Annotated in this window: 1 protein-coding gene; it reads left to right on the forward strand. The window is 69.5% G+C overall.

The window, feature by feature from the left end; translation table 11 throughout:
• Nucleotides 1-112: 112 nt before the first annotated feature.
• The coding region (locus ACU8YC_RS25630) for a Fic/DOC family protein (RefSeq protein ID WP_446896055.1) at nucleotides 113-609 on the forward strand (497 nt) is incomplete at its 3' end.

A 609-nucleotide genomic window follows, 5' to 3' on the forward strand; every position in this document is an offset into this window, starting at 1 on the left:
TCTCATGCGGGCCCTCGAAGGGCGAGCGACGCTGGCCGTCGCGACAGGCGCTCGGGATTGCGGATGCTACGCCGCTTCGCGACTTCGCATCCGCAATCCCGAAGGTGCACCAGTGAGCGCCGACCCCTACGTGTATGAGGGCACCGACGTCCTGCGGAACACCGCCGACATCCGCGATCCGCAGGCCCTGGCCGAGCGCGAGCAGATCGTCTCGTTCCGGGCGATGATCCAGATGCAGAAGGAGCCGGTGCTCGGAAACTTCGACCTGGCGCACTACGCCGCCATCCATCGGCGGCTGTTTGGCGAGATCTACCCCTGGGCGGGCGAGACCCGCACGGTCGAACTGTGGAAGCCCGAGATCGTCCTCAACGGCCAGAGCGTGGCGTACAGCCCGCCGGCGGCGATCGAGGGTCGCGCGCGATCCGCCCTGGAGGGGCTTCGCCAGCCGCCCGTCGACCTGAAGCAGGACCGCCCGACGGTCGTGTACGCGCAGGCCTTCGCCGCGTTGTGGCAGGCCCAACCGTTCCGGGAGGGCAACACCCGGACCGTGCTCGCCTTCCTGGCGCAGCACGCGCGCCCTCATCATCAGCCGCTCGACCAGGGTCGGAG

The sequence above is a fragment of the Citrobacter sp. VF227 genome (assembly GCF_052950715.1).